Origin of the sequence: Streptomyces sp. NBC_01016, assembly GCF_026341035.1 — a bacterium.
Classification (GTDB): Bacteria; Actinomycetota; Actinomycetes; order Streptomycetales; family Streptomycetaceae; genus Streptomyces.
This window is the reverse complement of sequence record NZ_JAPEOQ010000001.1, coordinates 1,183,134-1,207,734: the sequence shown is the minus strand read 5'-3', so window position 1 is coordinate 1,207,734 and position 24,601 is coordinate 1,183,134. Positions and strand designations below refer to the sequence as shown.

Below are 24,601 nucleotides of genomic sequence, written 5' to 3'. Positions count from 1 at the left end.
CTCCAGTCCAACCTCTGCCCGTAGACTCCCTCCCGTGATACGCCGCGGACCACGAGGCAGGATGGTCCGCGCGGTCGGCAAGTCGCAGTAATCAGGGAGGAACCGTCGTCGTGAGCAGCAGGCCATCCCGAGGCGCTGCTCGCCTCGCAGCCATACTTGACGCGCTTCCGGACGGGCTGTTGCTCGTCAACACCAACGGAACCGTGGTCAACGCCAACTCCATTGCCCTGGAGTCCTTCGAGGCTCCGGGCACGGCACTTGTGGGGCGCGGCCTGCTCGACCTGCTGCCCGAGTTCGACTCACGGCTGATCCCCGGCTCCATGCGCCGGCCCGACACCGTGACCGACGAACGCGGGCGCACCAAGCCGACGCGAATGACCGCGCGGCGCACCGACGCTGTCGAGTTCCCCGTCGAGGTGACCTCCGCGAATCTCGCGGACGGCGCACGGGACGCGGTGGATCCGTACGGCTCCAGCGGCGGCCAGAACTACAGCGGCTCCGAGCTGCTCATGCTCGTCGTGCGGGACCTGTCGGGCGCCGTCGACACCGAGGCCGAACTGGCCCGTTCGCAGCGGCAGACCGAGATGATTCTGCGTGCCGCTTCCGAGGGTGTCGTCGGGACCGACACCGATGGACGCATCGTGCTCGTCAATCCCGCCGCCGCGCAGATCCTCGGCTTCCGGGCCAGCGATCTGGGCGGGCAGGAGCTGCACCCGCTCATCCTGCACTCGCGTCCGGACGGCGAACCGTTCCCGTACGAGGAGTCCCCGCTCGCCGACACGCTGCGCTCCGGGCGCAAGCATCGGGTGCGCGGCCAGGTGCTGTGGGCGAAGAACGGCGCCAAGGTGCCCGTCGACATGACGACGGCGCCGGTGCGCGACGGGGACCAACTGGTCGGCGCCGTCCTGACCTTCGCCGACCGCCGCTCCGTCGAGAAGCTGTCCGTCGAGCACGCCGAGGAGATCGCCCGGCGCGACGAGGCCGCCGAGCGGGAGCGCGAGGAGCGCGCCGCCGAGCTGCAGCGGGTTACTGAAGAGAGCGCTGCCGAGCTGCAGCGGGTCACTGAGGAGAGCACCGCCGAGTTGGCGCGGGTGCGCGAGGAGCTGGGCTCGGAGCTCACCTCCGTACGCGAGGAGCTGACCGGCGAACTCGCCGCCGTCCGCGAGCAGCACGCCGAGGAGCTGTCCGCCGAGAAGGAGCGGGGCGCCGCGCTCGCGGAGCGCGAGAAGGACCGTTACGAGGCCCTGGCGGCACGGCACACGCAGCTGCTCGCCGTGCTCGGGCAGTCGCTGCGCGGGCCGTTGGACGAGCTGCGGCACGAGCTGAGCCAGCTCGCCGCCGACGACGCGGGACAGCTGTGGCCCGAGGCCAACCAGGTGCTGCACCATCTGGCCGCCGGGTACTCGCGGATGACGACGCTCGTCGACAACGTGCTGGCCTATCAGACCTTGGACGAGGGCGGTTCCCTGCTCTCCCGTACGAACGTCATGTTCGACGCCGTCGTGGCCGCCGGTGTCGACGGGGCCGTCGAGCTGATCGGGCCCGGCCGGGTGCAGTTCGCCGTGCACGCGCCGCCGATCGAGGCCGAGGTGGACGCGGGACGGCTCGCGACCGCGCTCGCGCACCTGATCGCCGACGTCGCCGGAATCGACGCGACCGGCAACGCCCGGACGCCCGCCGCCCCCGGATACGTCGACTCGACCGTCGTCGTGGCCGCCGCGCAGCGGGGCGCGAATGTACGTATCGAGGTACGCGGCCCCTACTCGGGCGGTGACCCGGTGCACGGGCCGATCGTGCACGGCATCGTGCGGGCGCACGGCGGTGTGCTGCAGACGCACGAGATGCCGGGGATGAGCGGCAGCGCGTACGTCCTCGAAGTGCCGATCGGCACGGGGGCCGGAGTTGTTCCGGCGGGCGGGGCCGTTCCTGCGGCCGGAGTCGTCCCCGACGTTCCCGGTGCCGGCGGTGTTCCCGACCAGGACGCGGGGCCCGCTGCGGCTCCCGACGGCGTGCCCGCCAATGTCTCCGTCGAGGGCTCCGAGGCCACCGAGACCCAGGAGGCCTCCTCCGAGGCGAACGCGAACCTTCCCGCGCAGGCCACCGGTGGAGGCAGCAGGCGCCGCAGGGCGCGGCGGGCCGCCGGTCCCTCGACGGACGCGTTCCTTGAGAGCAGCGTGTCGGGCGGCGGGCAGCCGGCAGCGACCCCCTCCAGCGGTACGGGCCGCAGGCGCGGACGACCCGCACCGGAGGAAGCGGCCGCCCAGGGCTCCGTGGTGACCTCGACCGAACACGAGGCGGCTTCCCCGGCGTTGGGCGAGACGGTGCCGCCGCAGGGCGTGCCCGCGCCGACCGGGCGCAGGGCCCGACGCGCCGGACGTCAGGAGCAGGCCGCCCTGCCCGCGCTGCCGTCCGGTTCCACGCCCGATGGTGAGCAGAGGGCCGAACCGGCTCAGGGCGAACTGGAGTTGGCCGGGGCCGGCGCCGGGCAGCCGTCCGGTCGGCGGGGGCGGCGTGCGCTCGGCAGCGCGCAGCCCGATCAGGACTCGCAGAACGCACAGGCCGCGCAGAACACGCAGGCTCCGCAGAACGCACAGGGCGCTCCCGCGCGTGGGCAGCAGGCGAGGACACAGCAGGCGGGTCCGCGCGAGGTGTTCGCGCTGCCGCCCGCCGCGGCAGACCGCACGCCGGAGGCCCGGGTTGAGGCCGAGGCCAATGCTGAGGCCAATGCCGAGGTCAATGCCGAAGTGCGGGCTGAAGCGCAGCCCGAGATGCAGGCCGGTGCGCAGGCCGATGTGCAGGCCGCCCCCGGTGACGTACCGCAGGACGTGCAGGACGCGCCGGACGCCCCGCAGGAGAGCGGCGCGCAGCCCCAGCCGCAGCCCCTTCCGTTGCCGGACGAGGCGCACCAGCACGACACCGCCGAGGCGCACCCCGCCCAGGACCACACGCCGCCGCAGCCGCACCCGGCGCAGCCCACTCCTGCCCTGGGCACGCCCACTGCGAGTGGCACGGGCGGCGCGCTGCCGCCGGAGAACAAGCCGAGCAGCCAGCCGGTCAGCAAGCCGGAGGAACTGGCGGCGGATCAGGAGCAGGGGCAGAGCCGGGGACAGGGACGGGCTCAGGCCCAAGCGCAGGGCCAGGCCCAAGCCCAGGGCCAGGCCTCGAACCAAGCAGCCCCCCAGCCGGCCACGCAGCCGGAACCCCAACCGGCCCCCCAGCCGAAGCCCGAATCGGCGACACAGCCGGGGGCCCAGCCGCAGCCGGAGCCGGAGCCGGAGCCGCAGAGTGCCCCGGCCGACGAACCGGAGAGCGCCCCGACGGCCCCGGCCGAGAGCGCCCCGGCCCCCGCCGGAGCCCAGCCGCTGCCCGCCGAGGCCCCGAAGCCCCAGGCCCAGGCTCAGGACCAGGCCCCGTCCGGTGACACGAACTCGACGCAGGGGCGCGCCTTCAGCGTGCGCACGCTCGGGCAGGGCGTGCCGTTCGGGCGCCAGGTCGCCTCGCAGCAGCGTCGTCCGCAGCCGCCGGCTCCCCAGCCGCTTCCGCCGCAGGCCCCGCCGCGACCGAGCACCGCACCGCAGCAGAGCCCTGCGCAGGGGCAGACGCAGGGCCAGACACAGGGCCAGACACAGGCCGGTTCGGGGACGCTCGGCGGTTCCGGCACACTCGGCGGTTCCGGACGACGGCGCAAGCTGTCCAACCGCCAGGAGAACCGTCAGGAAGGCCGACAGGACGCCCGCAAGGACGCCCGCAAGGAGCAGCCGGACACCGGCAGCACCACGCAGCCCCCGGCGCAGAACACTCCGCCGAACACCCCTGCCCAGGGCACCGCTCAAGGCACGCCCCCACAGGGCACGCAGGCCAGGCCGCACCCGCAGCCCCCGCTCCTCTCGCCGAACGACTCCGAGGGCGGTGGCCGCGCGTACGCGATCGGCGCGCCCGACCAGGACGGCGTCGAGGGCCCGGAGCCGCTGGACGGCCCCGGCGGTGCCGTGGAGGTCGCGAACCGGCCGCAGCCGATGCCGATGGACGACGAGTTGCCGCCCGAGCCGCTCGACAACCCGCGCCGGCTCCTCGTCTGGCCCGCGCCGGACGTGGCGACGCAGCAGGCGCTGAGCGACCGCGGCTACCGCCCGGTGACCGTGCACTCCCGTGAGGAGGTCGACGCGCAGATCGCGGCGTTCCCCGCCGCCCTGTTCGTGGACCCGCTGACCGGGCCGATCACACGGACCGCGCTGCAGTCGCTGCGCCAGGCGGCCGTCGCGGCCGAGGTGCCGGTCCTGGTGACCGCGGGCCTCGGACAGGCGACGCGCGAGGCCGCGTACGGCGCCGACCCCGCCGTGCTGCTCAAGGCGCTCGCCCCTCGGGACAGCGAGCAGCACCCGCCGCGGGTGCTGCTGATCGAGGAGCACGAGGAGATCGCGCTCGCCCTGACCGCGACCCTGGAGCGGCGCGGGATGCAGGTCGAGCGGGCCGCGAACGACGCGGACGCGGTAGCCATCGCGTCCGAGCTGCGGCCGAACCTCGTGGTCATGGATCTGCTGCAGGTACGTCGCCGGCAGGCCGGAATCATCGACTGGCTGCGCGCGAACGGGCAGTTGAACCGCACTCCGCTGGTCGTCTACACGGCCGCCGTGGAACCCGCCGACCTGCCGCGGCTCGCGGCGGGGGAGTCGGTGCTGTTCCTGGCGGAGCGGTCGACGAGCACCGAGGTGCAGGGCCGGATCGTGGACGTACTGGCGAAGATCGGCACGAACTGAGTCTCAACACACGTACGGGGGCGGCCCTTTCGGGCCGCCCCCGTTTCACGTGAAACAGGCCGTCACAGCCTGGTGACGTCCAGGCCCCCCTCCGCGTACTGCTTGCGCAGCACCTTCTTGTCGAACTTGCCGACGCTGGTCTTCGGGACCGCGGGGACGATCGTCCAGCGCTCCGGCAGCTGCCACTTGGCGACCTTCTCGGCGAGGAACGAACGCAGCGTCTCGAAGTCGGCGCTCGCTCCCTCCTTCAACACCACCGTGGCGAGCGGTCGTTCGCCCCACTTGTCGTCGGGCACGGCGACGACCGCGGCCTCGGCGACGTCCGGGTGGGACATCAGCGCGTTCTCCAGGTCGACGCTGGAGATCCACTCACCGCCGGACTTGATGACGTCCTTGGCGCGGTCGGTGAGCGTGAGGAAGCCGTCGGGGCTGATGGTGCCGACGTCGCCGGTCTTCAGCCAGCCGTCCTCGCTGAACTTGTCCTCGGGGCGCAGCAGTTCATTGCCGTAGCCGCCGTAGTAGGAGCCCGCGATCCAGGGGCCGCGCACCTCCAGCTCGCCCGCGGACTCGCCGTCCCAGGGCAGTTGCTCGCCGCCGGGGCCGGTGAGCCGACCCTCGACGCCGGCCGGGAAGCGGCCCTGCGTGAGCCGGTACGCGAACTCCTCCTCGCTGCCCGGCTCGGCGCTCGCCGGGGGACGGGCGACCGTGCCGAGCGGGGACGTCTCCGTCATGCCCCAGGCGTGGCAGACCCGCATGCCCAGGTCGTCGAACGCCTTCATCAGCGAGGGCGGACAAGCCGCTCCGCCGATGGTGACCTGCGTGAGCGTGGAGACGTCGCGCGGCTTGGCGGTGAGTTCGGCGAGCAGGCCCTGCCAGATGGTGGGGACGGCCGCGGCGTGCGTGGGGCGCTCGGACTCGATCATCTCGGCGAGCGGCGCGGGCTGCAGGAAGCGGTCCGGCATCAGCATGTTCACGCCGGTCATGAACGTGGCGTGCGGCAGTCCCCAGGCGTTGACGTGGAACTGGGGGACGACGACGAGCGAGGTGTCGGCGTCCGTGAGGCCCATCGACTGCGTCATGTTGACCTGCATGGAGTGCAGGTAGATGGAGCGGTGGGAGTAGACGACGCCCTTCGGGTCGCCCGTGGTGCCGGAGGTGTAGCACATGGCCGCGGCCCGACGTTCGTCCAGCTCGGGCCAGTCGTACGTGGTCGGCCGGTCCGCGATCAGCTCCTCGTACTCGTGCACCTGCGCGGAGGCACCGTCGAGTACGGAGCGGTCGCCGGGCCCGGACACCACGATGTGCTCGACCGTCGGCAGCTTCGAGAGCAGCGGGGCGATCATCGGGAGCAGCGAGCCGTTGACGAGGACGACCTTGTCGGCGGCGTGGTTCACGATCCACGCCAACTGCTCTGCGGGCAGCCGCAGGTTGAGCGTGTGCAGGATCGCGCCCATGCACGGCACGGCGAAGTACGCCTCGACGTGCTCCGCGTTGTTCCACATCAGCGTGGCGACCCGGTCGTCCTCGCGCACGCCGAGCTCGTCGCGCAGCGCGTTCGCGAGCTGGTTCGCGCGCTCGGCGGCCTCGCGGAAGCTGCGGCGGTGCGGCTCCGCCTCGCCGGTCCACGTGGTGATCTGGGACGAACCGTGCACCCGCGCGCCGTGTTGAAGAATGCGGGTCACGGTCAGCGGTACGTCCTGCATCGTGCTCAGCACGGCGTCCTCCCGGTGGGCGCTACGGAGCAGTAAGGGTCCGCTGATTCTCACTGCATACCGGGTGGTATGTCACTACTTCCCGGGATGATCGATCACCGAATCACCCAGGACTCACCGCTGGTCACGCCGTGTGCCGCAGTTCCGGGTCCTCCCGGAGCTTGCCGAGCGCCCGCGACACCGCGCTCTTCACGGTGCCGATGGAGACGCCGAGCACCTGGGCCGTCTGGGCCTCGCTCAGGTCCTCGTAATAGCGCAGGACGACCATCGCCCGCTGCCGCGCGGGCAGTTTGGTGATGGCCCGCCACATCGCGTCGTGCAGCGCCTGCTGTTCGGCGGGGTCCCCGGCCGGGGTCTCCCGGTGCTCCGGCAGCTCGTCGCAGACGAACTCGTCGACCTTGCGCTTGCGCCACTGCGAGGTCCGGGTGTTCAACAGGGCCCTGCGCACATAGCCGTCGAGCGCCCGGTGGTCCTCGATCCGGTCCCATGCGACGTATGTCTTCGCGAGCGCGGTCTGCAGCAGGTCCTCGGCGTCGCACGGGTTCGACGTCAACGACCGGGCGGTGCGCAGGAGCACCGGCTGACGCGCCCGGACGTACGACGCGAACGACGGGTACATCGCGGGTGCCGGACGCGTCACGGAGTGGGTGCGCTTCACGGACGCGGGTGCCGGACGCGTCACGGAGTGGGTGCGCGGCGCGGCCTCGGCTGCGCTGGTGCGGACAGGCGCCAGAGTTGCGGTCATGGCTACACGCTATGAGCGCCCCCTACTTCCGGGGATCGGCCGGAGGTCCCGAAGCTGCGTCCGCCTCAGGTTGTACGAGGGGTGCTGGCCCCACCTCCTGAAGGTGGAGTCGGGGGCGGGGTCCCCTGGGGGACGGCCCTGACTCCCCTTCGCGCGGACGGGCCCGGTTCTCGCGGGCGGAAGCCGGTGCACGCACCCCGTTCAGCCGTCCGCCCCCAGGATAAGACCCGACGTGGGAACCCCGGTGCCCGCCGTGACCAGCGCGGTGGCCGCGCCGGATATCTGGTTCACGGCCGTGCCGCGCACCTGGCGCACGCCCTCCGCTATCCCGTTCATACCGTGCAGATACGCCTCGCCCAGCTGCCCGCCATGGGTGTTGAGCGGCAGCCTCTCCTCCGCCACGAACCCGGCCGCCTCGCCCGGCGCGCAGAAACCGAATTCCTCCAGCTGCATCAGCACGAACGGCGTGAAGTGGTCGTAGAGAATCCCCACGTCGATCCCGTCGGGGCCGAGCCCGGCCGTGCGCCACAACTGCCGCGCCACGACGCTCATCTCGGGCAGACCCGTCAGCTCGTCCCGGTAGAAGCTCGTCATCTGCTCCTGCGCGCGGCCCGCGCCCTGCGCCGCAGCCCGGATCACCGCGGGCGGGTTCGGCAGATCGCGCGCCCGCTCCACGCTGGTGACGACGATCGCCTGCCCGCCGTCCGTCTCCTGGCAGCAGTCGAGCAGCCGCAGCGGGTCGACGATCCAGCGGGACTCCGCGTGGTCGGCGAGCGTGATCGGCTTCTCGTAGAAGTACGCCGCCGGGTTCGTCGCCGCGTACTTGCGGTCGGTGACCGCGACATGTCCGAAGGCCTCGGGGGTCAGCCCGTACGTGTGCAGATAGCGCTGCGCCGCCATCGCCACCCAGGACGCTGGGGTGAGCAGCCCGAACGGCAGGTTCCAGCCGAGCGCCGCGCCCTCCGCCGACGGCTCCCTGTGCTGCACGCCCGAGCCGAAGCGCCGGCCCGAACGCTCGTTGAAGGCCCGGTAGCAGACCACCACGTCGGCCACGCCGCTCGCCACCGCGAGAGCGGCCTGCTGCACGGTGCCGCAGGCCGCGCCGCCTCCGTAGTGCACCCGCGAGAAGAAGGAGAGCTCCCCCATGCCCGCGGCCTGCGCCACGGTGATCTCCGGGTTGGTGTCCATGGTGAAGGTGACCAGGCCGTCGACATCGGACGGGGACAGGCCCGCGTCGTCGAGCGCCGTGTGCACCGCCTCCACCGCGAGCTTCAGCTCGCTGCGTCCGGAGTCCTTGGAGAACTCCGTGGCGCCGATGCCGACGATCGCGGCCTTCCCGCCGAGTTGGTCCTTGCCGCGCACGCTCATGCCGCGCTCCCCTCGGAGACGGTGACCGTGACCGTGCCGGTGACGTGGCTGCCGATGCCGTTCCTGCCGACGACCTTCACCTGCGCCGTGTCGCCTTCCACCTCGGCGATCGTGCCGCTCAACACCATGGTGTCGCCCGGATAGTTGGGCGCCCCGAGCCGTATCGCGACCTTACGAAGGACGGCGTCGGGCCCGAAGTGGTCGGTGATGTAGCGCCCCACCAGGCCGTTCGTCGTGAGGATGTTCATGAAGATGTCGGGGGAGCCCTTCTGGTGCGCCAACTCCGCGTCGTGGTGCACATCTTGGTAGTCGCGGGACGCGATCGCCCCGGAGACGATCAGCGTCCGGGTGATCGGGATCGCCAAGGGGTCGAGCTCGTCCCCCGCCTTCATCTCGAACCGCGCTCCAGCCTTCGTCCCGAACCGCGCTCCGGCCTTCATGCGGCCTCCCCTCCGTCGGCCGCGCCCGCTCCCGACGCGATCACTTCGCCCAGCTCCTCCAGGAGTTCGGCGCCGCACCCCAGATATCCGTCCAGCTGCCGACCCCACAGGAAGTGCCGGTGCACCGGATGGTCCAGGTCGGCGCCCATGCCGCCGTGCAGATGCTGGCCCGTGTGCACGACCCGCTTGCCCGCCTCCGAGGCCCACCAGGCCGCGGTCAGCGCATGGCTCTCGTGGTCGAGCCCGGCGTCGCGCCGCCAGGCCGCCTCGTACGCGGTCACCCGGATCGCCTCGATGTCCATGTACGCCTCCGCGGCGCGGAGTTGGACGCCCTGCTTGGCGGCGAGCGGCCTGCCGAACTGCTCCCGCTCGTTCGTGTACGCCACGGCGCGGTCAAGCGATCCCGCGCAGACCCCGGCCTGCAGCCCGGCGAAGGCGGTCCGGGCGGCCGCGAGCACGTCCCCGTACGCCTCGGGGCCGCCGATCCGCTCGGCCTCCACTCCGTCGAGCACGAGCCGCCCCGCGGACCAGGGTGCGGTCAGCTCGACCGGCTCGCACCCGGCGTCCCGCGCCCGCGCCATCCACAGGCTGTGGACATCTTTTTCGGTTTCGCCCCGCACCGCCACCAGTACGTGCGTCGCGTCCCGCAGCCACGGCACCCACGGCACGGCCCCGCTCAGCCGCGCCCGCCCGTCCGGCAGGGTGTCCACCACGATCCCACCACGCGCGGGAAACGCCCCCGCCGCCACGGCCGAACCGTCCCGGAGCCCCGGCAGCAGCCGCTCCCGCTGCTCGTCCGTGCCGTGCGCCGCCACCGCAAGCAGGCCGTACACACAGCTCGCGGCGAACGGCACCTGCGCCGTCGTCCTGCCCTGTTCCTCCAGCATCAGGACGAGCCCGAGCAGCCCGGTCTCCTCCACCGCGCCCACGAGGCCCGCCGCGCCCAGCTCCTTCCAGAGCTCGCCGTCCGTGCCGCCGCCGAGGCCCGCGAGCCGCTCCGGCGTGGACAGATCCCCGAAGATCCGCGCGGCGAGCTCCCGCGCCGCCTCCTGCTCGGGGGTAGGGGTGAAGTCCATGTCAGACCTCACCACCCTCGGCCTCGTCGACCACACGGAAGACGGGCAGCTCCAACTCGTCGTCCACAGCGAGGTATTCGAGACGTACGGGCATCCCGATCCGTACCTTGTCGCTCGACACCCCCACGACGTTGCTCACCATGCGCACGCCCTCGGCCAGCTCGATGAGCACCACCGCGTAGGGCCCCGGTGCGTCAGCACCATGATCAGACACAGTGAAGGCCGGGAAGGGCGGGTGGTGCATGACCACATAGCTGTAGACGGTGCCCTCGCCGCTCGCCTCGACGGTGTCCCACTCCTGCCCGCCGCATGTGTTGCACCCCGGCAGCCAGGGGAAGCGCAGCGTCTCGCACGCGCGGCAGCGCTGGATGAGCAGCCGGTGGTCGGCGACGCCCTCCCAGAAGCCGGCGTTGTCCCGGTTGATGACGGGGCGCGGCCGCTGTGGCTTGTCCTTCTTCGCTGCCGGGCCGCCTGAACTCCGCCTGGCGGGCGTGTACTTCAAGATCCTGAACAGATGCGTCCCGGCGATCTCTCCTCCCACCCGGACGTTCATCCGCGTCGTGATGAAGTGCCCCGTGCCCAGCTTCGTCGTCTTCAGTGGCGAGACCGACTCGATCACCGAGTCGTACGTGATCGCGTCACCGGGCCGAAGCGGCCGCAGATACTCCTGCTCGCAGTCGGTGGCGACCACCGAGGTGTACCCCGCGCCTTCGAGCAGCGCGAACAGCTCGTCGTGGGCCGGCGAGCGCCCCTCGTAGCTGGTCAGACCCGCCATCGTCCAGGCCTGCAGCATGGTCGGCGGCGCGATCGCGTCCGGCCCCTCGTAGGCGGGGTTCGTATCGCCCATGGCCTCGCACCAGTGCCGGATCATCGGCGCGTTCACCGGGTCGAGGCCCTCGGCCTCGGTGGCCGCGACCCGCCCCTCGAAGGTCCTCAACTTCTCGTACGCCAAGGGCTCGTGCCCCATGAACTCCTGCCCCGCAACACCCGCGCTCACCGCTTCCCCCTCCGCATCCCGAGCCGCATCGTCGCCACGATCTCGCGCTGCACCTCACTCACCCCGCCGCCGAAGGTGTTGATCTGCGCCGCGCGGTTCATCCGCTCCAACTCGCCCTCACCCACACCCGCCGCACCGCCCCCCGTACCACCGAACGCGCCGGGCGAACCGGCCCTCACCCACCCGGCGTCGCCCGCGATCTGCTGACATATTCGATACGTCTCGACCGCGGATTCCGTTCCCGCGAACTTCACGCCGCTGGCGTCTCCGGGGGCCAGTCGACCCGCCCCGACATCCCCCACCAAACGCCAGTTGAGCAGGCGCGTTGCCGCCAGCCGGGCATGCGCTTCGGCCAGTTGGGATCGGACCCAAGGCGTGTCAACGCGGCGCTCGCCGGTCACTGGATCGGGGGTACGGGCGGCGTCGGCCACCCGCTCGTAGAAGTCCTCGGCCTGCATCCCGATCGCGGCGAGGGCGACCCGCTCGTGATTGAGCTGGTTGGTGATCAGGCCCCAGCCCGCGTTCTCCTCGCCGACGAGGTTCGAACCGGGGACCCGGATCCCGTCGTAGTACGTGGCCGTCGTGGTCAGGCCGCCGACGGTGTCGATCGGGGTCCACGAGAAACCGGGTGCGTCGGTCGGCACGAGGATGATCGAGATGCCCTTGTGCTTGGGCGCCTCGGGGTCGGTCCGGCAGGCGAGCCAGATCCAGTCGGCGTTCTGCGCGTTCGACGTGAACACCTTCTGCCCGTCGATCACCCAGTCGCCGCTCGCTTCGTCGCGCACCGCGCGCGTGCGCAGGGACGCGAGGTCCGTGCCCGCCGAGGGTTCGCTGTAGCCGATCGCGAAGACCAGGTCGCCCTTGAGGATCCGGGGAAGGAAGTAGGCCTTCTGCTCCTCGGTCCCGTACTTCATGAGCGTGGGGCCGACCGTGTTGAGCGTGACCATGGAGACCGGTGCGCCTGCCCGGTACGCCTCGTCGAAGAACACGAACTGCTCGTCCGCGCCGCGCCCCTGACCGCCGTACTCGACGGGCCAGCCGAGGCCCAGGAGGCCCTCGTCACCGATGCGGCGCAGCAGCCGACGCTGACCGCTCGGATCGTCGGCCGCCGGCGGCCCGCCGGGCATCAACGTACGGAATCTCTCACGCAGTTGAACGCGCAGCTCGCGCTGGCGCTCGGTGGGGGCGAGGTGCACGGCGGCTGCCCTCCAGGACTGGCCTCGTACCGACAAGGGTTTCTGACTGTCCGTCAGATACCGACGGGTGTCAAGAGATCCGCACGCCACCGCCCTGGCCCACACACCACCGCCGCCCGCCACACACGCCTGCGCGGCGGCGCCGAAGCACCGCCGCGCAGACTGTCACGCACCCCACGGAAGACCCCCGCCGCGCAGGAGCCGGCGGATTACCAGAGCTCGGTGAAGTTCACGTTCACGTTCGACTGGTCGATCGCCGTGAAGCCGGAGCCGTTCACCTGAGCCTCGTTGTTCTGGTTGGAGGCGCCGTTGCCGACCGCCTGCTGCTGCGTGGTGGACGAGTTGCCGTAGTTGTCGTCGCCGACGCCGCTGCCGCTGACCGTCGCCACCCCCGCGTTCGATCCGCTGTCCGCGAAGGAGCCGTTGTCGGCCATGGCCACTCCGGAGAAGAGTGCTGCCGCGAGGGGCAGAGCGGCGACGGCGGCGATGGCGCGGGCGGTACGGATGGAAGCCATGTCTATTCCTCCAGGAACAGGAAGTACGCTCCGGGCGCTCGGACGGGGTCCGGCCACCCGTTAAGTACGGGATGTACCAAGGCAGTTGGCCGACCGCCTCGGCGATGTTCACGACGTCGCGAGATCAGAATTGCCCACCGAATCCCCGGCGAACCACCCCGGAAGCCGCTATTCGCTCGCAAGCGTGAGGACATGTCGATAAACCCTCTTCACGCCCACAAAACCCCAGCTCAGGTCGGAGTGGGCCACCTCGGGACCAGCTCGCCCCAAGCGCCACAAACGACGAAGCGTTTCAGCACATTTTTGGTAAATGCTTCCCTCGGATGACCGGCCCCACTTCCCTTCTTCGAACATGCGTACGAAAATAGGGGCATGGCCACCATGGACCGGCACCCGCCCCACTGCCCACCCCACCCGTCTCTCGCGACCCTGGCCCTCGCGCACGCCCTGTCCGCCGCCGAACGCGGGCTCGCCGTCATCCCCCTGGCCAGGACCAAGCTCCCCGCGCTGCCCTCACCGCACCGCAGCGACCCGCCCTCGGCCCCGCGCTGCCACGGCGAATGCGGCCTTCCGGGGCACGGCGTGTACGACGCCTCGACCGATCCGCGCCGCATCCGCGCGCTCTTCGCGGCCGCGCCCCGGGCGACCGGCTACGGCATCGCGTGCGGCCTGGCCCCGCACCACCTCATCGGCGTCGATCTGGACACCAAATCCGGTACGGATGCCTCCGCTTCCCTGCGTGAGCTGGCCTTACGGCATCTCTTCACGATCCCCGACACGGTGGTCGTGGCCACACCGAGCGGCGGCCGGCACCTGTGGCTCTCCGGGCCGCCGGACGCCGTGGTGCCCAATTCCGCGGGCCGCCTCGCGCCCGGCATCGACATCCGGGGCGCCGGCGGCTACCTCGTGGGGCCCGGCTCGCGCACCGAGCACGGCGTCTACGGCACGGTGCCGGGCACCGGGCATCTGCCGCCCGCACCCTGCCCACCGGCGCTTCTGCGCCTGCTCACGCCCCCGCCGCGCGCGCACCACCCCATGACGGGCCGCCCCGGTCAACACGGTCTGGGCCTCGTCCAGTTCGTCCTGAGCGCCCATGAGGGCCAGCGCAACACGCGCCTCTTCTGGGCGGCCTGCCGCGCGTACGAGAACGGCGTCGGTGAGACCCTCTCGGACGCCCTGACGGACGCTGCGGTGCGCACCGGCCTGACGGAGCGCGAGGCCCGCTCCACGATCGCCTCCGCGGAGCGCCTGACGGCGGGTCCGTAGCGAGGCCGATCGGGCCGAACCGCGGCAGCCCCGAACGCGAGCGAGCCCCCGACCCTGATCCCGGGTCGGGGGCTCGCTCAACTACGCGGTGGGTGTGGGATTTGAACCCACGGAGACTCTCGCCTCGACGGTTTTCAAGACCGTTCCCTTAGGCCGCTCGGGCAACCCACCCCGCGCCGCAGCGGTCTTGAAAACCGTCGAGGCGCGGGACCAGGGTAGCGGGTCGGGTCGCGGACCCGATCAGCTGTCGCCCTTGCGCTCGCCCAGGGTCACGTCGACCGTGTGCTCCTTGCCGTCGCGCGTGTAGGTGAGCTTCACGGAGTCGCCCGGCTTGTGCGTCCAGATCTGGCCGATCAGGGTCGGTCCCGAGTCGATGGGCTGGTCGTCGAGCTTCGTGATGACGTCGCCGGGCTTGAGGCCCGCCTTGTCCGCAGGACCGTTCGCCGTGACGGCCGCGGAGCCGCCCGCGCCCTGCTCGGTGATCTTCGCGCCGCCGGTGCCCTCTTCCAGGGAGACGGAGGCACCGATCACCGGGTAGACCGGCTGCCCGGTCTTGATGAGCTGCTGGGCGACCATCTTCGCCTGGTTGATCGGGATGGCGAAGCCGAGACCGATCGAGCCGGACTGGCCCGAACCGCCGCCCATGCCGCCGCTGGAGGCGGACTGGATGGCGGAGTTGATGCCGATCACGTTCCCATTGCCGTCGAGCAGCGGGCCGCCGGAGTTGCCCGGGTTGATCGAGGCGTCGGTCTGCAGGGCGCTCATGTAGGAGGCCTTGCTGGTGCCGGAGCCGTCGCTGGAGGCCACCGGGCGGTCCTTCGCGGAGACGATGCCCGTGGTCACCGTGTTCGACAGGCCGAAGGGCGCGCCGATCGCGATGGTCGAGTCACCGACCGCGACCTGGTCGGAATTGCCGAGGGTGAGCGGCTTCAGGCCGTCCGGCGCGTTCTTGAGCTTGATGACCGCCACGTCGTAGCCCTGCGCCTTGCCGATCACCTCGGCGTCGTACTTCTTGCCGTTCGAGAACGTCGCCGACAGCTTGCCGCCGTCGGCGGCCTCCGCCACCACGTGGTTGTTGGTGAGGATGTGGCCCTGCGTGTCGTACACGAAGCCGGTGCCGGTGCCGCCCTCGCCGCTGTTGCCCTCGGCCTCGATGGTGACCGTGCTGGGCAGTGCCTTGGCGGCGATGCCCGCGACGGTGCCCTTGTCGCGCTTGAGGTCGGCCGGGTTGGAGGCGGAGACGGTGGTCGAGCCGGTGCTCGACCCGTCGCCCCGCTCGGCCGCCCAGTAGCCCACGCCGCCGCCGACCGCGCCCGCGACCAGTGCCGCCGCGATGATCCCGGCGACCAGGCCGCCGCGCCGGCCGCCCGGCTTGGGCGCCGGCTGCTGCTGGTACGAGGCGCCCCAGCCTCCGCCGCCACCGTCCGACGCGTAGGCCGGCACGGCGGGCGGCGGGGGCGGCCAGTCGCCGCCGTGGGCCGGTCCTGCCGCACCCGGCGCGGTGCCCATGGAGGACGCCGCCGACGCGGCGGGCGCTCCGTGGTGCTCGGCGGGCCTCGGCTCCTGGCCCGCAGGGTCAGGTCCGGCCCCCTGGGGAGCCGGCGCGGGAGCAGCGGGAGCGTCCACCGGCACAGGAGGTGCGGACGGGGCCGGTGGAACCTCAGTGCCCTCGTTCTCGGTGCTCACAGCTTTCTCTCCTCGATCCACGGCTGTCGTCGCCGGTCCGTCCTGTCTGGATGCTCAGGGACGCCGGCTGTCGCATGCGCCGCCGTCCCGGCATGGTCCTGTCACGGTCCACTTGTGCTGTTGTACGTCGTCAGCCTTTCCCACGGGACGTCAGGCCACCGTAAGACGAGCCTGTGCGTCCCCTGACATCCTTTACGTCCGGCAAAACGGACGCATCCGCTGGGCCGAACTTTTCCTGGTCGACCGCCGCGCGGTGGCACCATGACGCGGTGACCCTCGCACAACAGCAGCGCATTCAGGTCGTTGCCCACCGCGGTGCCTCTCAGGACGCCCCCGAGCACACATTGGCCGCCTACAAGAAGGCGATCGAGGACGGTGCGGACGGCCTCGAATGCGATGTGCGGCTGACGGCGGACGGTCATCTCGTATGCGTGCACGACCGCCGCATCAACCGTACGTCGAACGGCCGTGGAGCCGTCTCCGCGCTGGAGCTCTCGGACCTCGCCGCCCTCGACTTCGGCTCCTGGAAGGACCGCGAGGAGCGCCCCGACTGGGCGGGCAGCGCGGCCGACACCTCCGTCCTGACCCTGGAGCGCCTGCTGGAGCTGGTGACCGACGCGGGGCGCCGGGTGGAGTTGGCGATCGAGACCAAGCACCCCACGCGGTGGGCGGGGCAGGTGGAGGAGCGCCTGCTGCTCCTGCTCAAGCGGTTCGGTCTGGACGCCCCGGCGCCCGACGAGCCCTCGCGCGTGCGCGTGATGAGCTTTTCCGCGCGCTCCTTGTCGCGTGTCCAGGAGGCCTCTCCGACGCTGCCGACGGTCTACCTGATGCAGTTCGTCTCGCCCCTCCACCGCGAAGGGCGCCTCCCCAGGGGCGTGCACATCGCGGCCCCCGGCATCCGGATCGTGCGGGGCCACCCCGGGTACGTCGAGAAGCTCGCGCGCGCGGGTCACCAGGTTCATGTCTGGACGGTGGACGAACCCGAGGACGTCGACCTCTGCGCGAGCCTGGGCGTCGACGCGATCATCACCAATCGCCCGGCGGCGGTGCTGCGCCGACTCGGCAGGGCCTGAGCAGAGGCGTCGGCGCGAGCCGCGGCAGGGACTGAATCCGGCCACCTTTCCCCAACGCCGTCACAGGGTGTGCCCCGGCGCGTTCGGACCGTATTCGATCGTCACGAGTGCGTCACCGGAAGCGGGATGGCCGGTTTCCGGTCCAGTCCATTGGGGCATTCACACCGTGGCGTGGGGCAAAGGAGGTCTCGGGGGTGGCGTTGGTGGTGGCACAGGAGGTGCCCGCGTCGTCGAGCATGGCCGTACCCCATGGCCCTGCGGGCGTGGGCGCGGCAAGGCGTCGTATGCGTGAACAGCTGCGCATGAGTGGCGTACCGGAAACGGTCATCGACGATGCGGTTCTCATCCTTTCGGAACTGCTCAGCAATGCGTGCCGGCACGGCCGGCCGCTCGGCGACGATCTGGCCGGCGACGGTGACGTACGCGCCGCTTGGCGCGTAGACGACCGTGGCTGCCTCGCGGTCGAGGTGACGGACGGCGGCGGGCCCACCCGCCCGATTCCGGCCACACCCTCGATCACGGCGCACGGCGGCCGCGGGCTCAACATCATCACGGCGCTCGCCGACGACTGGGGCGTACGTGACGGCATGCGCGGCGAGGTCACCGTCTGGGTGATCGTCCACAAGGACGTCCACGCGGAGGCCATGGCAGGCCGCCGGGACGACTTCGCCTCGCGGGTGGCCGCGCCGCCCGTCGCGGACCTGGCCGACCTGGGCTTCCCGGACGCTTTCGACGAGCTGGGCTGAAAGCCGCCCGGGCGCGGCCAGTTGGGCGCATCCCCCTCTTGTCGGTACGAGCGGCTAGGCTCGCGCCGTACGTATGAGCGCCGTATCCGGGAGACACCCAAGATGGCCAAGAAGCGCCCGCAGACCAAGGGCAAGCCGCACGTCACCGCTGGTGCCCGCGCCGGAGGCGCTGACGGGAACTTCCCGGTCGTCGGTGCCCGCGAACCCTGCCCCTGTGGCAGCGGTCGCCGCTACAAGGCGTGCCACGGCCGGGCCGCCGCGCACGCCGTGACCGAGCTCGTGCAGCGCCCCTTCGAGGGCCTGCCGGGCGAGGGCGACTGGGTCGCGCTGCGCGAGCTGGTACCGGCCGCGACGGCCGAGCTGACGCTGAAGGACGGCCTCCCGGAGGGCGTCCCCTCGGTCACGCTCGCCACCGTGCTGCCCATGGCCTGGCCGGCGCTGCGCCGTGACGACGGCTCGGTCCTGCTCGGCCTGCAGAACGAGACGCCTTCCGGGGACATCAGCCGGGACCTGGCCGACACGCTGCTGCGCGCGCTGGCCGCGGAGCCGGGCAACCCGGTGCAGACCCGCCGCGCGCCGGCCGACGGGCCGCGCCTTCAGGACGTGCTCGCCCCAGAGGGCACTTTCGAGCCCATCGTCCACACCGGTTTCGAATTCTGGGTTCCGGACTCGGAGAACGCTTCGGGCGAGGTCGCCGCCTCCCTGGAGCGGGCCAACGCCGCGGCGATCCCCACGGTGAAGCTCTCCGGCGTGGACAGCGCTTATTGGTGCGAGACGCCGGAGAAGAACCACCTCCGGTGGGTCATGCCGCACGCGGAGGAGAAGCTGCTCGACGCGCTGGCGCGGCTGCACGCGGCGGGCACGTCGTCGCTCGGCGAGGGCACCCGTCTGGTGGGCTCCTTCAGGGCGCACGGCCTGACCGTTCCGGTCTGGGACCTGCCCAGCGCGATGCAGGCGGAGGACATCGAGAAGCCGGCCACCGAGTTCGCCGAGCGGCTGGCCGCCGCGCTGGCCTCGGACGCACCGCTGACCCCGGACGAGCGCCGGGCCCGCGGAGGACTCACCAACCGACAGGTGACGCTCAGCTGATTCACAGCTTCGGGGGCTGACCGACCAGTCAGCCCACCGGGACGTGAACACCTCTCCGAACCGCGAGGTGAGCCGGGTCACAACTCCCGGTAGTTGCAGGTAAATCCATGTCCGAATAGAAGAGATCGAATTTGCTAACCGGCGATCTCTTGTTACCGTTCAAGTAGCCCGGTTGCTGGTGCATCCCCCGTCGCCAGCAACCGGGCGCTTCCATGTGCGCCCAGCGCCCACCGGGTCTCAACCCCCGTGCAGCGGCGCCGAGTTGCTTCCGGAGCGCAGCAGCAGCGGGCCTTCCGCGCCCTTCGCGTACTCCGCCACCGCCGTGTACTGGCCGGGCTCTCCCCGCGTACGTCCCCGCGGCGTCTCGCACATCCCCGGCTCGTCCTCCACACCCACGGCACAGTGCAGCTGCACCGTGCGTCCCCCGGGTGCCATCAGGGTCAGTACGGCGGCCAGACCCGAGCCCGTCGCGTTGCGGTAATAGGTACGCGCCCAGGTCTCGTGCCCCTGGACGAGCACGCAGGTCTGCGCCTCGATGCCGTCGGGGGCGGACAGTTGGGGACCGCAGTGGGCCTCGGTGGTCAGGCCGAGACCGGTCAGCAGGGAGGGCTTTCCGGTGTTCCGCTCAGCCGGTTTGGCGTCCCCGTTTTCGCCCCTGTTTTCGTCCCCGCTGTCGCTCGCCTTGTCGCTCGCCTTGTCATTCGGCTTGGCGTTCGCCTTCTCGGCGCCATCGGGCACGTCCGCCTCGGAGGCGTCGGCCTCGGTGGCCGTCTGTCGCGTGGGCCCGTCGTCCACAGGACCCGCGGACGCACCCGCCAGCGGCAGCGCCGCTGTGAGAACCACCACGGCCAGCAGACCGAACAGCCGGAGTCGCGCGCGCGGCCGCTCCCGCTCGATCTCGTCCGGGAGCTGGGGGAGGCGTGGCGCGGCAGGCATGCGCCGAAGATATCGGCGCACACGCCGCCCACCGGCCCGCCGCGCGCCGGATTCCGCTACAACTCGGGCGCGCTCACACCCGTACGGGTGAGGGCGTCGACCAACGTGCCGACCACGGCCTCCACATCCGGCACCCACGGGGCCGCCGAGCCGGGCAGCGGCGCGCGCTCCCAACACACCTGCCCCGCGCCCGAGACCGACGGCGGCAGGGCGAGATATCCGCCCTCCCCGTGGAACCGCAGCGAACCGGGCACGAAGTCCTGCGCGTACAGGAGTTCGCCGAGCTGCTCCAGCGAGTAGGGCGCCACGAGGATCGCGAGCCGCTCCGGCGTCGCGATCACCGGGCCGAGCCGGACGTCCCTGCGGTCGAGCGCGGCAAGCGCGCGGGCGCCCGCGTCGGCCGGGAGGCTCACGGCACAAGGTGCGTGCCCCCCGGAGGCCCCGGACGGGGCACCGGTGGCGAGCACGATCGGCGCGTCGGGACGGTTGGTCCACCACCAGCGGACCATGCGCTCATCGGTCGTCGCGGCGAGCAGCCCCGGGTCGAAGGGGTGCGCGCCCGGCACTGTGCACTCAGGGTCGGGGCAGGCGCAGCGGACGCCGTCACGACGGCCTCCCGCTTCGAGCCCTATGCCCGGCAGGACCGGCCACTGCCACGCTGTCGCGAACGTGAGGGCCGCGCTGATCAGGTCAGACTTCCCGTTGTCACGCCTGGACAGGAGCCTGCGTCGCCTTCCGAGGATCTCGCGCATGAGCGCTCGTTCCTTTCCGTAGACCGAAGAGAACGCTATGGGCCACATCACACCATGTGTCGATCAGTCACTGCGTGTACGTGTTGCAGCGCCGCACCCCAGCCCGATCCGCCGGCCTGAGGCAGGGAGAACCCCTATAGTCCGAGCGCGTGCTGTGTGCTTGAAAAGCCTGGCGTGGGGTGGCGGCGCCTGGCGTTTGCCGTCCCGCGTATTTCTCGCCGCCTCCGCCACCGGAGGATGGGACACGGTCGCCGATGGTTATGACGCCCGGTTCCGTCACCAGGTTCCGGGCGGATCCCAACTACCCCTGGTCTTCACCGAGTACGTACCCATCGCGGCCGCTATGACGCTCTGTCGACCACAGCTGAACAATGCCAGTCGACCGCAATAGACGCTTCCCCCAGGCGGTTTTTGGCCATCTTCGAACGATCGGGATCGGCTCGGGATCGGGAGGAGATCACATATGAGAACCGAGATCGTTTTTAGTGCGGATGGCACCTGACCACGGCAGACACCCACAATCCCAACGGGACAATGCTGGACATCCCCTTACGAGTCCGTGTACATGTGGAGGCATTGCTAGCGGCGCAGAATGACATGGGGGTTTGCGATGCTAATGAGCAATATGCACCGGCCGGAAAGCCGGAAGCCATGACAACCCCACGCCTGCCGAAAGTGGCCGGAATCGATTCCTCTCCTGGACAGGTTCCCCCTCCCACCCCCGGCATCACGCCCGCTCCCCCCGTGTCGCAGATCACTCCTTCCGCCGTGGCACCCGGAGCCGTGATCCAGGACCGGCTCGCGGGCTGGGTCTCCGATCTCACGACGCTGCACGAACTCACGGAACGCCTGGCCCGCACGGCCGCACTCGAGGACGCACTGCACGAACTGCTGCGCGCCGGAGCCGCCCTGGTGGGTGCCCGGCGCGGACTTGTCGTCCTGGAACCGGGCGACGGACGCGGCCCCGACACCACCGTCGGCCTCGGCCTGTCCAGGCCCGACCTCGGGCACATCGAGACGGTGCCGCGTGGCGCGACCTCGTACGGACGGATCCTCGACGGGCTGTGCGCCGAGCCCGAGGCGCGCGCCGATCTGCTCGCCGAGGACGGGCTCGACCCGCGCCACCGCGAGGTCGCCGCGCGCCTTGGCTACGCCGCGAGTTACGCGATGCCGCTCGCCACCGAGGCGGCCGGCCGGCTCGGCGCCGCCGTCTGGCTCTACGACGAGCCGGCCGAGCCCGGCGAGCGCCAGCGCCACCTCATCGGGCTCTACACGCGCTACGCCACCGAGCACCTCGCCCGCCTCCTGGAACTGGAGCGCACGCGCGCGTGGTCACGCACCGTCGCCGACGAGCTGCTGCCGCCGCGCCTGCCCCGGGTCGCCGGTGTGCAGCTCGCCGCGCGGCACCGCACAGGGCCGCGCGGCGGCGGCGACTGGTACGACGCGCTGCCGCTGCCCGAGGGGGCGCTCGGGCTCGCGGTCGGCTCGGTCAGCGGCTCCGGCGCGAGCGCGGTCGCCGCGATGGGCCGGCTGCGCGCCTCCCTGCGGGCGTACGCGGTCATGGAGGGGGAGGACCCGGTGGCGGTCCTGTCCGACCTGGAGCTTCTGTTGCGCCTGACCGAGCCGGCGCGCAGCGCGACCGCCCTCTTCGCGTACTGCGAGCCCGCGCAGCGCAAGATCGTCCTCGCCGGAGCCGGGCACAGCCCGCCCCTGGTGATCGGCGAACGGCGCACCGAGTACGCAGAGACGACGCTGTCCGCACCGCTCGGGATGCTCGCCTGCTGGGAGGCGCCGAGCGTGGAGATCACGCCGGAGCCGGGCGAGACCGTGCTGCTCTACACGGACGGCCTGCTGCGCCGCACCGGCGATCCCATGGACCGCGCGTTCGCCCGGCTGCACGCGGCCGCCGCCGGGGTGCCCAAGGCGATCCGTGACGACCCCGGGGCGATCGCCGACCACGTGCTGCGCTCGATGCTCCCGGACGGCCTCGACACAGCGGAGAGCGAGGAGGACGTGGTGCTGCTCGCGGCGCGCTTCGAGTGACCTCCGAGACGCTGTGTGTAACAGGCCCTCCGGCCCTGGACCCCCTTCCTCACGCTCGTACGATGGAGGGGGTCCACTGCCGTATCCAGGGCATTTCACCGGGCCGCCGTGTCGAGGAGGAACTGTGTCGGAGGAGCTCAACCCGGAGACCCCGGAGGCCCCGGAGGCCGAAGAGCCCATCAAGCAGCGCAAGAACGGCCTCTACCCGGGCGTGTCCGACGAGCTCGCCGAGAACATGAAGTCCGGCTGGGCCGACACCGAGCTGCACGACCTGCGGCCGATCGCGCAGGCCGCCGAGACCGCCGCCCGCCGTGCCGCCCTGTCCGCCCGCTTCCCGGGCGAGCGCCTCGTGGTGCCCGCGGGCAACCTCAAGACCCGCTCGAACGACACGGAGTACGCCTTCCGCGCCTCGGTCGAGTACGCCTACCTGACCGGCAACCAGACGGAGGACGGCGTCCTCGTCATGGAGCCGCGCGCGGGCGGCCACGACGCCACGCTCTACCTGCTGCCGCGCTCCGACCGCGAGAACGGCGAGTTCTGGCTCGACGGCCAGGGCGAGCTGTGGGTGGGCCGCCGGCACTCCCTGACCGAGGCCGAGAAGCACTACGGCATCCCCGCCTCCGACGTGCGCGAGCTGACCGACAAGCTAGCCGAGGCCGCAGGCCCGGTGCGCGTCGTGCGCGGCTACGACGCCGGCGTCGAGGCCGCCCTGACCGACAAGGTCACCGCCGAGCGCGACGACAAGCTGAAGGTCTTCCTCTCCGAGGCCCGCGTCGTGAAGGACGCGTTCGAGATCGGCGAGCTGCAGAAGGCCGTCGACTCGACCGTGCGCGGCTTCGAGGACGTCGTGAAGGTGCTCGACAAGGCCGAGGCCACCTCCGAGCGCTACATCGAGGGCACGTTCTTCCTCCGCGCACGCGTGGAGGGCAACGACATCGGCTACGGCTCCATCTGCGCCGCGGGCCCGCACGCCTGCACGCTGCACTGGGTCCGCAACGACGGCGCGGTCCGCTCCGGCGACCTGCTGCTGCTCGACGCGGGCGTGGAGACGCACACGTACTACACCGCCGACGTCACGCGCACGCTGCCGATCAACGGCACGTACAACGAGCTCCAGCGCAAGATCTACGACGCCGTGTACGAGGCCCAGGAGGCCGGTATCGCGGCCGTCAAGCCGGGCGGCAAGTTCCGGGACTTCCACGACGCCGCGCAGCGTGTGCTCGCCGCGAAGCTCGTCGAGTGGGGCCTGGTCGAGGGCCCGGTCGAGCGCGTCCTGGAGCTGGGCCTGCAGCGCCGCTGGACCCTGCACGGCACCGGTCACATGCTCGGCATGGACGTCCACGACTGCGCGGTCGCGCGCACCGAGTCGTACGTGAACGGCACGCTGGAGCCCGGCATGGTGCTCACGGTCGAGCCCGGTCTGTACTTCCAGGCCGACGACCTGACCGTGCCGGAGGAGTACCGCGGCATCGGCGTCCGTATCGAGGACGACATCCTCGTCACCGAGGACGGCAACAAGAACCTGTCGGCCGGTCTGCCCCGCAAGGCCGACGAGGTCGAGGCGTGGATGGCCCGCCTGAAGGGCTGACACCTCGCATGAAGGAAAGGCCGCGCCTACGTAGGCGCGGCCTTTTCGCGTTCACACCGCCATCAGCGGTGCGTCCTCCCGCCACTTGAGGATCTTGTCGAAGCTGACCACGGCGCCGCCCTTGCCGGGTCTGTTCACGAAGTGCACATGGTCGGCGAGTTCCTGGATCAGACACAGGCCGCGGCCGTGCTCCGCGTAGTCGGGCGCCGGGCGGACGGACACCGCCGCACGGCCACCCGTGGCGGTGAAGCCGGGTCCGGTGTCGGCCACTTCGATGCGGCACATCTCGCCGTCCAGGTACGCGGTGACCCGAAACGCGTCCGTCGCCTCGCTCGTCGCCGCGCCGCCGTGCTCCACGGCGTTCGCACACGCCTCGCTGAGCGCGACCGACAGGTCGTAGGAGATGTCGGGGTCGACGCCCGCGGTCTCCATGGTGCCCATGAGGAGGCGCCGGGCGAGCGGCACGCTCGCGGCATTGCGCCGTAGTTGGAAGGACCACCAGATGCTCATGCTCCCGCCTCCCGGCAACGACTCGACATACCGATACGTATTGCCACCACCGGCCCCGCGCAATCGCGCAGTTGACGTGATGACGCCCATACGGCGGACGCGCATA

19 protein-coding genes and 1 tRNA gene are annotated in these 24,601 nt (G+C 71.5%); 7 read left to right on the top strand and 13 right to left on the bottom strand.

From position 1 onward, the window contains the following. Nucleotides 1-110 precede the first annotated feature (110 nt). Nucleotides 111-4,757 (top strand): PAS domain-containing protein, encoded by a 4,647-nt coding sequence (locus tag OG746_RS05615; protein ID WP_266712169.1) that lies wholly within the window; start codon nucleotides 111-113, stop codon nucleotides 4,755-4,757. Between the two features lie 62 nt (nucleotides 4,758-4,819). Here the strand turns inward: OG746_RS05615 and OG746_RS05610 are convergent, their stop codons facing one another. The 8 genes from OG746_RS05610 to OG746_RS05575 all read right to left on the bottom strand — a co-directional run bounded on the left by OG746_RS05610 (nucleotide 4,820) and on the right by OG746_RS05575 (nucleotide 12,806). After that, complete coding sequence (locus OG746_RS05610) at nucleotides 4,820-6,472, bottom strand: long-chain fatty acid--CoA ligase (RefSeq protein ID WP_266712167.1); 1,653 nt, start codon at nucleotides 6,470-6,472, stop codon at nucleotides 4,820-4,822. A gap of 121 nt (nucleotides 6,473-6,593) precedes the next feature. Further along, nucleotides 6,594-7,088 (bottom strand): SigE family RNA polymerase sigma factor, encoded by a 495-nt coding sequence (locus tag OG746_RS05605; protein WP_267072849.1) that lies wholly within the window; start codon nucleotides 7,086-7,088, stop codon nucleotides 6,594-6,596. 327 nt (nucleotides 7,089-7,415) lie between these two features. After that, nucleotides 7,416-8,582, bottom strand: coding sequence for a lipid-transfer protein (locus OG746_RS05600; RefSeq protein WP_266712163.1), 1,167 nt, complete (start codon nucleotides 8,580-8,582; stop codon nucleotides 7,416-7,418). Then, nucleotides 8,579-8,974: a MaoC family dehydratase gene (locus OG746_RS05595; RefSeq protein ID WP_266718734.1), complete on the bottom strand. Its 396-nt coding sequence runs from the start codon at nucleotides 8,972-8,974 to the stop codon at nucleotides 8,579-8,581. Before OG746_RS05595 ends, OG746_RS05600 begins: the two co-directional genes overlap by 4 nt. 44 nt (nucleotides 8,975-9,018) lie before the next feature. Beyond that, on the bottom strand, nucleotides 9,019-10,098 hold the full coding sequence (locus OG746_RS05590; RefSeq protein ID WP_266712161.1) for an acyl-CoA dehydrogenase family protein: 1,080 nt from the start codon (nucleotides 10,096-10,098) through the stop codon (nucleotides 9,019-9,021). Between the two features lies 1 nt (nucleotide 10,099). Next, nucleotides 10,100-11,065, bottom strand: coding sequence for a bifunctional MaoC family dehydratase N-terminal/OB-fold nucleic acid binding domain-containing protein (locus tag OG746_RS05585; RefSeq protein WP_266718733.1), 966 nt, complete (start codon nucleotides 11,063-11,065; stop codon nucleotides 10,100-10,102). Between the two features lie 26 nt (nucleotides 11,066-11,091). Further along, nucleotides 11,092-12,291, bottom strand: a complete 1,200-nt coding sequence (locus tag OG746_RS05580) for an acyl-CoA dehydrogenase family protein (RefSeq protein ID WP_266712159.1) — start codon at nucleotides 12,289-12,291, stop codon at nucleotides 11,092-11,094. A gap of 209 nt (nucleotides 12,292-12,500) precedes the next feature. Beyond that, nucleotides 12,501-12,806 carry a hypothetical protein gene (locus tag OG746_RS05575; protein ID WP_266712157.1) on the bottom strand — a complete coding sequence of 102 codons (306 nt, stop codon included), beginning with the start codon at nucleotides 12,804-12,806 and terminating at the stop codon, nucleotides 12,501-12,503. A gap of 372 nt (nucleotides 12,807-13,178) precedes the next feature. Between OG746_RS05575 and OG746_RS05570 the strand changes: the two genes are divergently transcribed. Then, the gene (locus tag OG746_RS05570) at nucleotides 13,179-14,072 is read left to right on the top strand and encodes a bifunctional DNA primase/polymerase (protein ID WP_266712155.1); all 894 of its coding nucleotides are present in this window, start codon (nucleotides 13,179-13,181) and stop codon (nucleotides 14,070-14,072) included. An 86-nt stretch (nucleotides 14,073-14,158) separates the two neighbouring features. Here the strand turns inward: OG746_RS05570 and OG746_RS05565 are convergent. Next, nucleotides 14,159-14,243, bottom strand: a tRNA-Ser gene (locus tag OG746_RS05565). A 69-nt stretch (nucleotides 14,244-14,312) separates the two neighbouring features. Beyond that, on the bottom strand, nucleotides 14,313-15,758 hold the full coding sequence (locus OG746_RS05560; RefSeq protein WP_266712153.1) for a S1C family serine protease: 1,446 nt from the start codon (nucleotides 15,756-15,758) through the stop codon (nucleotides 14,313-14,315). A 269-nt stretch (nucleotides 15,759-16,027) separates the two neighbouring features. On the opposite strand from OG746_RS05560, the gene OG746_RS05555 reads away from it, so the two are divergent. The 3 genes from OG746_RS05555 to OG746_RS05545 all read left to right on the top strand — a co-directional run bounded on the left by OG746_RS05555 (nucleotide 16,028) and on the right by OG746_RS05545 (nucleotide 18,666). Next, nucleotides 16,028-16,831: a glycerophosphodiester phosphodiesterase gene (locus OG746_RS05555; RefSeq protein ID WP_266712151.1), complete on the top strand. Its 804-nt coding sequence runs from the start codon at nucleotides 16,028-16,030 to the stop codon at nucleotides 16,829-16,831. A gap of 107 nt (nucleotides 16,832-16,938) precedes the next feature. Continuing rightward, nucleotides 16,939-17,577 (top strand): ATP-binding protein, encoded by a 639-nt coding sequence (locus OG746_RS05550; protein ID WP_266712149.1) that lies wholly within the window; start codon nucleotides 16,939-16,941, stop codon nucleotides 17,575-17,577. Nucleotides 17,578-17,679: 102 nt separating this feature from the next. Further along, entirely contained in the window at nucleotides 17,680-18,666 is a 987-nt protein-coding gene (locus OG746_RS05545) for a DUF5926 family protein (protein WP_266712147.1), read from the top strand. Nucleotides 18,667-18,903: 237 nt separating this feature from the next. On the opposite strand, the gene OG746_RS05540 is transcribed toward OG746_RS05545, so the two are convergent. Both OG746_RS05540 and OG746_RS05535 read right to left on the bottom strand, forming a co-directional pair. Further along, nucleotides 18,904-19,602 carry a hypothetical protein gene (locus OG746_RS05540; protein ID WP_266712145.1) on the bottom strand — a complete coding sequence of 233 codons (699 nt, stop codon included), beginning with the start codon at nucleotides 19,600-19,602 and terminating at the stop codon, nucleotides 18,904-18,906. A 56-nt stretch (nucleotides 19,603-19,658) separates the two neighbouring features. After that, complete coding sequence (locus OG746_RS05535; RefSeq protein WP_266712143.1) at nucleotides 19,659-20,354, bottom strand: bifunctional DNA primase/polymerase; 696 nt, start codon at nucleotides 20,352-20,354, stop codon at nucleotides 19,659-19,661. Between the two features lie 534 nt (nucleotides 20,355-20,888). Between OG746_RS05535 and OG746_RS05530 the strand changes: the two genes are divergently transcribed. Together OG746_RS05530 and OG746_RS05525 are read left to right on the top strand one after the other, a co-directional pair. Continuing rightward, entirely contained in the window at nucleotides 20,889-22,397 is a 1,509-nt protein-coding gene (locus OG746_RS05530; protein ID WP_266712141.1) for a PP2C family protein-serine/threonine phosphatase, read from the top strand. Nucleotides 22,398-22,521: 124 nt separating this feature from the next. Continuing rightward, the gene (locus OG746_RS05525) at nucleotides 22,522-23,985 is read left to right on the top strand and encodes an aminopeptidase P family protein (RefSeq protein ID WP_266712139.1); all 1,464 of its coding nucleotides are present in this window, start codon (nucleotides 22,522-22,524) and stop codon (nucleotides 23,983-23,985) included. Nucleotides 23,986-24,036: 51 nt separating this feature from the next. On the opposite strand, the gene OG746_RS05520 is transcribed toward OG746_RS05525, so the two are convergent. Continuing rightward, nucleotides 24,037-24,495 carry an ATP-binding protein gene (locus tag OG746_RS05520; protein ID WP_266712137.1) on the bottom strand — a complete coding sequence of 153 codons (459 nt, stop codon included), beginning with the start codon at nucleotides 24,493-24,495 and terminating at the stop codon, nucleotides 24,037-24,039. Nucleotides 24,496-24,601: the final 106 nt, after the last annotated feature.

Coding starts and splice junctions, on each gene's coding strand:
- OG746_RS05530 (WP_266712141.1), top strand. CDS start 20,889: ATGCTGGACATCCCCTTACGAGTCCGTGTACATGTGGAGGCATTGCTA.
- OG746_RS05535 (WP_266712143.1), bottom strand. CDS start 20,354: ATGCGCGAGATCCTCGGAAGGCGACGCAGGCTCCTGTCCAGGCGTGAC.
- OG746_RS05595 (WP_266718734.1), bottom strand. CDS start 8,974: ATGAAGGCGGGGGACGAGCTCGACCCCTTGGCGATCCCGATCACCCGG.
- OG746_RS05605 (WP_267072849.1), bottom strand. CDS start 7,088: ATGTACCCGTCGTTCGCGTCGTACGTCCGGGCGCGTCAGCCGGTGCTC.
- OG746_RS05540 (WP_266712145.1), bottom strand. CDS start 19,602: ATGCCTGCCGCGCCACGCCTCCCCCAGCTCCCGGACGAGATCGAGCGG.
- OG746_RS05545 (WP_266712147.1), top strand. CDS start 17,680: ATGGCCAAGAAGCGCCCGCAGACCAAGGGCAAGCCGCACGTCACCGCT.
- OG746_RS05600 (WP_266712163.1), bottom strand. CDS start 8,582: ATGAGCGTGCGCGGCAAGGACCAACTCGGCGGGAAGGCCGCGATCGTC.
- OG746_RS05570 (WP_266712155.1), top strand. CDS start 13,179: ATGGCCACCATGGACCGGCACCCGCCCCACTGCCCACCCCACCCGTCT.
- OG746_RS05590 (WP_266712161.1), bottom strand. CDS start 10,098: ATGGACTTCACCCCTACCCCCGAGCAGGAGGCGGCGCGGGAGCTCGCC.
- OG746_RS05575 (WP_266712157.1), bottom strand. CDS start 12,806: ATGGCTTCCATCCGTACCGCCCGCGCCATCGCCGCCGTCGCCGCTCTG.
- OG746_RS05585 (WP_266718733.1), bottom strand. CDS start 11,065: ATGGGGCACGAGCCCTTGGCGTACGAGAAGTTGAGGACCTTCGAGGGG.
- OG746_RS05520 (WP_266712137.1), bottom strand. CDS start 24,495: ATGAGCATCTGGTGGTCCTTCCAACTACGGCGCAATGCCGCGAGCGTG.